At 65.1% G+C, this 8,431-nt stretch carries 9 protein-coding genes; 4 read left to right on the top strand and 5 right to left on the bottom strand.

All coding sequences use genetic code 11. The features are described from left to right. From VLR48_RS08460 to VLR48_RS08445, 4 genes are all read left to right on the top strand, one after another. Window positions 1-646 (top strand): DctP family TRAP transporter solute-binding subunit (locus VLR48_RS08460; protein ID WP_325291361.1); only part of this gene is annotated, 646 nt, incomplete at its 5' end. Between the two features lie 113 nt (window positions 647-759). Further along, a complete protein-coding gene (locus VLR48_RS08455) occupies window positions 760-1,476 on the top strand; it encodes a TRAP transporter small permease (RefSeq protein WP_325291360.1) in 717 nt (238 codons plus the stop codon). Further along, window positions 1,473-2,756: a TRAP transporter large permease subunit gene (locus VLR48_RS08450; protein ID WP_325291359.1), complete on the top strand. Its 1,284-nt coding sequence runs from the start codon at window positions 1,473-1,475 to the stop codon at window positions 2,754-2,756. Before VLR48_RS08455 ends, VLR48_RS08450 begins: the two co-directional genes overlap by 4 nt. A 221-nt stretch (window positions 2,757-2,977) precedes the next feature. Continuing rightward, window positions 2,978-3,169, top strand: a complete 192-nt coding sequence (locus tag VLR48_RS08445) for a DUF2892 domain-containing protein (RefSeq protein ID WP_325291358.1) — start codon at window positions 2,978-2,980, stop codon at window positions 3,167-3,169. Window positions 3,170-3,269: 100 nt separating this feature from the next. On the opposite strand, the gene VLR48_RS08440 is transcribed toward VLR48_RS08445, so the two are convergent. The 5 genes from VLR48_RS08440 to VLR48_RS08420 all read right to left on the bottom strand — a co-directional run. Beyond that, complete coding sequence (locus tag VLR48_RS08440) at window positions 3,270-4,013, bottom strand: LrgB family protein (RefSeq protein WP_414718596.1); 744 nt, start codon at window positions 4,011-4,013, stop codon at window positions 3,270-3,272. Then, window positions 3,997-4,374: a CidA/LrgA family protein gene (locus VLR48_RS08435; RefSeq protein WP_325291356.1), complete on the bottom strand. Its 378-nt coding sequence runs from the start codon at window positions 4,372-4,374 to the stop codon at window positions 3,997-3,999. Before VLR48_RS08435 ends, VLR48_RS08440 begins: the two co-directional genes overlap by 17 nt. A 31-nt stretch (window positions 4,375-4,405) precedes the next feature. Next, complete coding sequence (locus VLR48_RS08430) at window positions 4,406-5,509, bottom strand: osmoprotectant NAGGN system M42 family peptidase (protein WP_325291355.1); 1,104 nt, start codon at window positions 5,507-5,509, stop codon at window positions 4,406-4,408. A 2-nt stretch (window positions 5,510-5,511) separates the two neighbouring features. Continuing rightward, window positions 5,512-7,242, bottom strand: coding sequence for an N-acetylglutaminylglutamine synthetase (gene ngg, locus VLR48_RS08425; protein WP_325291354.1), 1,731 nt, complete (start codon window positions 7,240-7,242; stop codon window positions 5,512-5,514). A 20-nt stretch (window positions 7,243-7,262) separates the two neighbouring features. Beyond that, window positions 7,263-8,431: N-acetylglutaminylglutamine amidotransferase (locus tag VLR48_RS08420; protein WP_325291353.1), on the bottom strand; the 1,169-nt coding region annotated here is incomplete at its 5' end.

Raw genomic sequence — 8,431 nt, 5'->3', positions numbered from 1 at the left:
CGAGGGCCCGGTGGGCAAGAGCCTGCTGGCCAAGCTGGGTGACAAGGGTATCCTGGGCCTGGCCTACTGGGACAATGGCTTCAAGGTCATGAGCGCCAACAAGGCCCTGCGCGAGGTCAAGGATTTCCGCGGCCAGAAGATGCGCATCCAGTCCTCCAAGGTCCTCGAGGCCCAAATGAAGGCCCTCGGCGCCAGCCCGCAGGTCATGGCGTTCTCCGAGGTGTACCAAGCCCTCCAGACCGGCGTGGTGGACGGCACGGAGAATCCGCCCTCGAACCTCTACACGCAGAAGATGCACGAGGTCCAGAAGTACGTGACCAAATCCGATCACGGCTACCTGGGCTATGCGGTCATCGTGAACAAGGCGTTCTGGGATGGATTGCCGCCGGATATCCGCTCCGCCTTGGAAGAGGCTATGGCGGAGGCGACGGTCTACGCCAACGAGATCGCCAAACAAGACAACGAGGATGCCCTCGCCGCCGTCAAGGAGAGCGGCAAGAGCGAGATCATCGAGCTGACGCCGGAGCAGAAGGCCGAGTGGATGAAGCGCCTCGCGAAGGTGCACCGCGAGATGGAAGACCGGGTCGGCAAGGAGCTGATCCAATCCATCTATCAGGCGACCGGGAACGACATGGGAAAGCTCTGATCGGGCCGTTTCCGATCGGGTCAAGGCCGGGACCGGGGCAGCAGGCCCTTGGCCCGGCCTTCTCCACCGACATCCGGGGCTAGGACCCCGTCCCCACCGCAGAGGTCGCCACGATGAAAGTCCTGGACCGCCTGGAGGAGTGGCTGATCACCTTCCTGATCGGCGCTGCTACCCTGTTGATTTTCGTAGCGGTGGTGCATCGCTACAGTCTGGACATGTCGGCCGAGTGGGGCTGGGACGTCATCTACGACTGGCTCTTCGAGATCAATCTGAGCTGGACCCAGGAGTTGTGCATCTACATGTTCGTGTGGATGGCAAAATTCGGGGCGGCTTACGGCGTGCGCACGGGCATCCATGTCGGCGTAGACGTCTTGATCATCAATCTCCCGGAGTGGGCACGCTCCAAGTTCGTCATCTTCGGGCTCCTGGCCGGGGCACTCTTCACCGGGTTGGTGGGCAGCTTCGGGGCCAACTTCGTCTGGCACCTCGCGCACACGGATCAGATCACCCCGGATTTGGAGATGCCCGTATGGATCGTTTACCTGGCGATCCCGCTCGGCTCTTTCCTGATGTGTTTCCGATTCCTGCAGGTCGCTTGGTCGTTCATTCGGACCGGTGAGCTGCCGCGCCACGAGCATGCGCACGTGGAAGGCTTGGACGAGGAGGTCGAACGCGCGCAGGCCACCGGCCAGCCGGAGCCGGTCTTCCTGGGCGAGGCGGTCAGACTCGCGGAGGAACGCGAGCATATCCACGGAGGCGAACGGGAGGAGCGGAAGCAGACGCCCGGGCAAGGGCCCGAATCCAACGGCCGCGGGGAGAACCGTCCATGACCGCACTCATCATCTTCGGTCTCCTGCTGGGCCTCATGCTCACCGGCATGCCCGTGTCCATCGCCTTGGGCCTCACGGTGCTGACCTATCTCTTTACCATGACCTCGGTGCCGATCGAGTCGGTCGCCTTGAAGCTCTTCACCGGGATCGAGAAGTTCGAGATCATGGCGATCCCCTTCTTCATCCTCGCGGGGAACTTCCTCACCCACGGCGGCGTGGCGCGTCGCATGATCGACTTCGCCACCAGTATGGTCGGTCATTTTCACGGTGGACTCGGGCTCTCGGCGGTGTTCGCCTGCGCGCTGTTCGCGGCGGTCTCGGGGTCGTCGCCGGCAACCGTCGTGGCGGTCGGTGCCATCCTGCTCCCTGCCATGGTCAAGCAAGAGTTTCCCGTGCGGTTCGGCACCGGCATCATCGCCTCGTCCGGCGGCCTAGGAATCCTGATCCCACCGTCCATCGTCATGGTGATGTACGCCGTCTCCACCAACAGCTCGGTGGGTGCGCTCTTCATGGCCGGCGTCATCCCGGGCCTTGTGCTTGCGCTCATGCTGGGTAGCACGACCTGGTGGATCGCGCGGCGCAACAATTATCCGCGCCTGCCGCGGGCGAGCTGGGCGACCCGCTTCCGGTACTGGCGAAAATCCGCCTGGGGTCTGCTGCTGATCATCCTGGTGATGGGCGGGATCTACTCGGGGATCTTCACGCCGACCGAGGCCGCCGCCATGAGCGCGGTCTACGCCTTCGTGATCGCGGTCTTCGTCTACAAGGACATGCCCCTGAGCCGGGTGCCCAAGGTCTTGCTGGACTCGGCCAACATGTCGGCGATGTTGCTCTACATCATCACCAACGCGGTTCTCTTCTCCTTCCTGCTGACCTACGAGAATATTCCCCAAGAGCTCGCGCAATGGATGGTCGACACCGGGCTCGGCCCCATCGGCTTCCTCCTGGCGGTCAACGTTCTGCTGCTCATGGCCGGCAACATCATGGAGCCGACCTCCGTCATTCTGATCACGGCCCCGGTGCTGTTCCCGGTGGCGATGGCGCTCGGAATCGACCCGATCCACTTCGGCGTTATGATCGTGGTCAATATGGAGATCGGCATGATCACCCCGCCGGTGGGCCTGAATCTCTACGTGGCGAGCGGGATCTCGCGACTGGGAATGACCGAGACCACCATCGCCTGCTTCCCGTGGCTGCTCACCATGTTGGTGTTCCTGATGATCATCACCTATTGGCCGCCACTCTCGCTGTGGTTGCCGCAGACCTTGGGCATGATGTGACGAGCGCCTGTCTCCGGCGAGGGCGACGAACGCCGCCCTCGCCGGTGAGCAGTCCACCTCGGTTGAGCTTGGGGTTCCCTTAAAACCCTTCCATGTGTATGGTTACGCCGCCTGACATCGTCACTGCGCGATCGAGTCGATTCGACCCGCAAGCGGTCGCGCGATCGGAGGTCGGATCGGCATCGATTCCTCACAGACCATCACTGCAAGAGGTGCCTCGCATGGAATTGACCAAAAATATCGGTGAGAAAGACCGCAAGGTTCGCCTGGCCGCCGGCGCACTGATCATCCTCTGGGGTGTGTTCGCCGGCAGTTGGCTCGCCCTCGTCGGCGTCGCCCTGATCGGCACCGCTTTCGTGCGGTCGTGCCCGGCCTACAGCATCATGACGATGAGCACGGTCGAGAAGCAATAGCTCGCGCCCGTCTCGCGCGCCGCGTCCCCGCGGCGCGCCGGCCCTCACCCAGGCGTTGCTCATGGTCTCGGCCGGGTTTATGCGCACGCCCCTCACCCGCTTATCCGCCGACCAACCCCAGCCACGCCAAGACCGAAGGCAGCAGGGCGGCGGTCAGAAAGGCCGATAGGGCCATTGCGAGACCCGAGAAGGCACCCATCGTCGGGCTGACCTGGAAGGCGCGCGCAGTGCCGATACCGTGCGAGGTGACGCCCATGGCGACCCCTTTGACCGCATCGTCGCGAATCCTCAACAGTTTCAGCACGCCCGTACCGAAGACCGCCCCCACGATGCCGGTACTCACCACCAGAACCGCGGTGAGCGACGGGATCCCGCCGAGCTTCTCCGAGATGCCCATCGCCACAGGTGCCGTGACGGACTTGGGGGCCAGCGAGATCTGAGTGGCGATATCCGCTCCGAGCCAGGCCGCAAGCCCGATCGCACTCAAACTGGCCGTCAGCACACCGACCAGCAGGGTCGCACCGATGGGTACGGCGAGCGCCCCGAGCCGCTCGCGCTGCCGATACAGCGGGATGGCCAGCGAGACCGTCGCCGGACCGAGCAGGAAGTGTACGAATTGGGCTCCGTCGAAGTAGACGGCGTAGGGCGTCCCGGTCACCGTCAGGATCCCGATCAAGAGTGCGACCGCCACCGCGACCGGATTCAGGAGCGGGCTGCCGCGCCCGAAGCGGTAGAGCCGATCGGCCGCCAGATAGCAGACCAATGTCGCCGACAGCCAGAGCAGCGGCGAGGCCGAGAGATAGACCCAGATCTCGGTGAAGGGTGTTTCAGTCACCGGCAGCACCCCGCCGACGCCGGCTGACGGTCGCGAGGAGCCGCTGCGCGCCGGCCATCGTCAATGCGGTGACCGCCAGCGTAACGAGTGTCCCGAGCAGCAGTGCCGCGGCGATCGCCGGCCACTGACCCTGAAGACGCTCCCAGTGCAGCATGACGCCGACCCCGGCCGGGACGAACAAGAGCGAGAAATGCGCGAGCAGCGTATCGGCCGTGCGCCCGACCTCCTCCGAGATCCCGCCGCGCAAAAAGAGCCACCCCAGCAGGAGCAGCATCCCGAGCACGGGTCCCGGGACGGGCAACCCGGTCAGCAACACAACGCTCTCGCCGGCGAGCTGGCACAGGAGGATCAAGGTCAGGGCATGCAGCATCGTCTTGTCCGCGTCTCGACTGATCCGAGTCTCATCCGGGCTGGATCGGGAAGCCCGTGCGCGGCCCCATCTCGAAGCGATCGCGGATGAACAGGGGCGGGCCCTGCATGTAGACGCTCACCAGCCGGGCGAGGGATTCCAATGCATCGAAATGGATGCGCTCGTAGCCGTGCGAGGCATCCACACCGAAGGTCACGAGCGCCGTGCGCACGTCGTTGCCGGCGGTCAGGGCCGCGGCGCTGTCGGAGCGATAGTACTTGAAGACGTCGCGCTGATGCGGGATCGCGAACTCCTGGCAGAGCTGGATGATGCGATGGGTCAGGTGATAATCGAAGGGGCCGACCTCATCCGCCATGGCGATGGTGACGCCGAATTCGCTCGAATTCTGCCCCGGGGCGGTCGTTCCGTTGTCGATCGTCAGCATCTCGGCGACATCCTGCTGGAGCGCGGCCGACGCCCCGGAGCCGACCTCCTCGGAGATGGTAAAGAGCGGATGACAGTCGACCGGCAGCGCGAGCCCCTCGCGTCGCACCGCCTCGATCGCCGCGAGCAGGACCGCCGTGCCGGCCTTGTCGTCGAGATGGCGTGCATTGATGAAGCCGGTGTCGGTGATCTCGGGGCTGGTGTCGATCGCGAGAAAATCACCGACATGCACCCCCAGACGCAGAAGGTCGGCGACGTCGCGCACACGCGCGTCGATGCGAAACTCCACGAAATCCCAACCGCCGGGCTGATTGTCGATCTCGGGCGCGAAGGTGTGGCCCGATGCCTTGAGCGGCAGGATGGTGCCGCGCCATTGGCAGTTGTCGGTGAAGAGCGTTGCACGCGCGCCCTCGGCGAAACGCGCATTCCAGTGCCCGACCGGCACAAGCTGCAGACGACCGTTCTCCTTGAGCGCCTTCACCATGGCGCCGAGCGTGTCGATATGGGCCACGATGGCGCGATCGGGCTGAGAGACCTCGCCCTTGAGGGTCGCACGGATGGCGCCCCGGCGGGTCAGCTCGAAGGGGACCTCCAAGCGCTCGAGCTCCTCGCACACCAGATGGACCACGCGGTCCGTATAGCCGGAAGGGCTGGGCGTATGCAGCAGCTTGAGCAGGACCTCGACCAGGTAGCGCGTATCGATGGCAGGCAACTTCAAAATATCGACTCCCGTGCAGCGGTCTGAGGAAACAACAGGTCGACGAAACGCTCGGCGGTCGGTTGGGGCTCGTGATTGGCCAAGCCGGGCCGCTCGTTGGCCTCGATGATGACATAATCGGTCCCGTTCACCGAAGGGACAAGGAAATCCAGGCCCGTGACCGGGATCTCCAGCGCCCGCGCCGCGGCAACGGCGGCCTCGGCGAGCACGGGATTCAGCTGCGCGGTGACGTCGTGGATGGTCCCGCCGGTGTGGAGATTCGCGGTCTTGCGTACCCTCAACACCTCGCCCTCCGGCAGGATCGCCTCTAGATCGTAACCGGCGGAGACGACGCACCGCTTGGTCTCGTCGTCCATCGGGATGCTGCTCTCCCCGCCCGTTGCCGCGCGGCGACGTCGGCTCTGGGCCTGGATGAGGTCACGCACGCTGTGTTGACCGGTCCCGGTCACCTGCGCCGGGCGACGGATCGCGGCCGCAACCACCCGGTTGTCGATCACGACGATACGCAGATCCTCGCCTGCGACATACTCCTCCAGGATGACCTGATCACAGACCCGCCGCGCCGCGGCGATCGCGCGCTCGAGTGTCTCGGGATCACGCACGTCGACACTGATCCCGGCACCCTGCTCGCCGCGCACGGGTTTGACGACCAGGCGGCCGAGCTTGGCGAGAAACGCCTCGGCCTGATCCAACGCCTCGAAACGCGTCTGCTCCGGGACCCGCAGACCGGCGTTGCGCAACAGTCGATGAGTGACCGCCTTGTCGTCGCAGCGGCTCATCGCCACGGCGCTGGTCAGCTCGCTCAGACTCTCGCGACAGACGATCCGGCGCCCGCCGAGCACCAAGGCGAAGTAACCGCCTTCGGCATCGAGCACCTCGATCGCGATCCCGCGCCGGCGCGCCTCGTTGACGATGATGGTCGCATAGGGATTGAGCTTGGCCTCGGGCTGTTGTCCCATGAAGAGCGGCTCGTTGAAGGCGTTCTTATTCTTGAGCGCGAAGGCCGGGATGCGCTCGAAACCGAGCTTGCGATAGAGCCGAATGGCCTGGGTGTTGTCGTGGATAACCGAAAGGTCCAGAAAACCGCGACCGCGCGCCTGATAATACTCGATCACCTGTCGCACCAAGGCATCTCCCACGCCCGGATAAGGCGCCTGGGCATCGACGGCGAGCGCCCAGAGGCTGGCGCCGTTCTCGGGATCGGCGAAGGCGGCGACATGATCGACCCCGTTCACCGCACCCAGGATCCGACCGTCCTGCTCCTCCTCCGCGACCCAGTAAGTCAAGACCTTGGAGGTGCGCTGCTCCCGGATGAAGTCCGCGCTCGGCGGCACCATCCGGCGGCTGACATAGAGTCGGTGGACCGCCTCGGCATCGTCGCGACTGTTGAGCAAGCGCACGTGAAAGCCCTTGGGCCGGCGCGGCGAGCACTGATAACGCTCGAGCCAGAGACGAAAGGTGTGGGACGGATCCAGGAACAGATCCCGCGGCGCATAGGAGAGCACCACATGGGGATCGCTCAGGTAAAGCGCCACGTCACGCTTGCCGCGGTGCTCTTCCTGGAGCGCCTCGGCGAGTGCCTTGGGGTCCGAGAAGGTCTGACCGAAGAGCAGCCGCCCCCAGCCGCAGTCGACGATCGCGGGCTGAGCGAGCGCCTGGTCCGCGCGCGGTTGGCGGTCCCAGTTCTTGAGCGACGGGGCACGGCTGCGCTCGAAGCGATGTCGCATGCGATCTCTGCTCATCGGTGTCAGACCCCTTGCTCTTGCAGCCACATCTCCAACAGCGCGACCTGCCACAGCTTGGAGCCGCGCAGCGGGGTCAGGTGTTCGTCCGGCGCGGCCAACAGGGTATCGATATAGGCCGGTTGGAAGAGACCGCGCTCGCGAGCGCGCGGTGAATGCAGCAGATCGCGCACGGATTCGAGGACCTCGCCGCGCAGATATTTGAGCGCTGGCACCGGGAAGTAACCCTTGGGCCGATCGATGACCGAGGCCGGGATCAGCCGGCGACCGATCGCCTTGAGCACGCCTTTGCCCTCATCGCAGAGCTTGTGCCGATCGGGCATGCGCGCGGCCAGCTCGACCAGCTCGTGGTCCAGGAACGGCACCCGCGCCTCCAGGCCCCACGCCATGGTCATGTTGTCGACGCGCTTGACCGGGTCGTCGACCAACATGATCTGCTGGTCGATTCGCAACGCCTTGTCGACCGGCGCATCCGCACCGGCGCGGGCGAAATGCGCGGCGATGAAGGCGCGGCTCGCGTCCTCGCCGTGAAAACGCGGGTCGACCGCGCGACGATAGTCCTCGTGCGTGCGATCGCAGAAGGCCTGCGCATAGTCGCCGAGCGGATCGGTGCTGCCGAGCATCGGCGGATACCAGTGATAGCCGGCGAAGACCTCGTCCGCGCCCTGCCCGCTCTGAACCACCTTCACATGCTTGGCGACCTCTTGAGAAAGCAGATAGAAGCCGATCACGTCGTGGCTGACCATGGGCTCGGCCATGGCGCGCACGCAATTGGGCAGCTCGGGCAGAAGACGCGAAGCCGAATCAACCCGGATCTTGTGGTGACGCGTCGCGAAGGCGTCGGCGATGATGTCCGAGTACTGAAACTCGTCGCCAACCTCGGTCCCGACGGTCTCGAAGCCCACCGAGAAGGTGTTGATGCCGCGTTGGCCTTGCTCGGCCAGGAGGGCGACGATGAGGCTTGAGTCCAACCCGCCGGAGAGCAGCACGCCGACATCCACATCCGCCACCAGACGGCGCGCCACGGCGGTGCGCAGCGCGGACAGGGTGAGCTCCTGCCAATCCTCGAAGGACAGATCGCGTTCCTCCGGACGGGGCACGAAGTTGATGTCCCAGTAGCAGCGATCGCGCTGGCGTCCGTCCGGCTCGATGGTCCGAATGGTCGCGGGCGCGA

This window comes from Thiocapsa sp., from assembly GCF_035467215.1.
Taxonomy (GTDB): Bacteria; Pseudomonadota; Gammaproteobacteria; order Chromatiales; family Chromatiaceae; genus Thiocapsa.
This window is presented reverse-complemented; position numbering and strand designations above follow the sequence as displayed.

What these genes read in the sequence shown, in the direction of transcription:
- VLR48_RS08435 (WP_325291356.1), bottom strand. Translation starts at nt 4,374, where the DNA reads ATGCTGCATGCCCTGACCTTGATCCTCCTGTGCCAGCTCGCCGGCGAG.
- VLR48_RS08445 (WP_325291358.1), top strand. Translation starts at nt 2,978, where the DNA reads ATGGAATTGACCAAAAATATCGGTGAGAAAGACCGCAAGGTTCGCCTG.
- VLR48_RS08450 (WP_325291359.1), top strand. Translation starts at nt 1,473, where the DNA reads ATGACCGCACTCATCATCTTCGGTCTCCTGCTGGGCCTCATGCTCACC.
- VLR48_RS08455 (WP_325291360.1), top strand. Translation starts at nt 760, where the DNA reads ATGAAAGTCCTGGACCGCCTGGAGGAGTGGCTGATCACCTTCCTGATC.
- ngg (WP_325291354.1), bottom strand. Translation starts at nt 7,242, where the DNA reads ATGCGACATCGCTTCGAGCGCAGCCGTGCCCCGTCGCTCAAGAACTGG.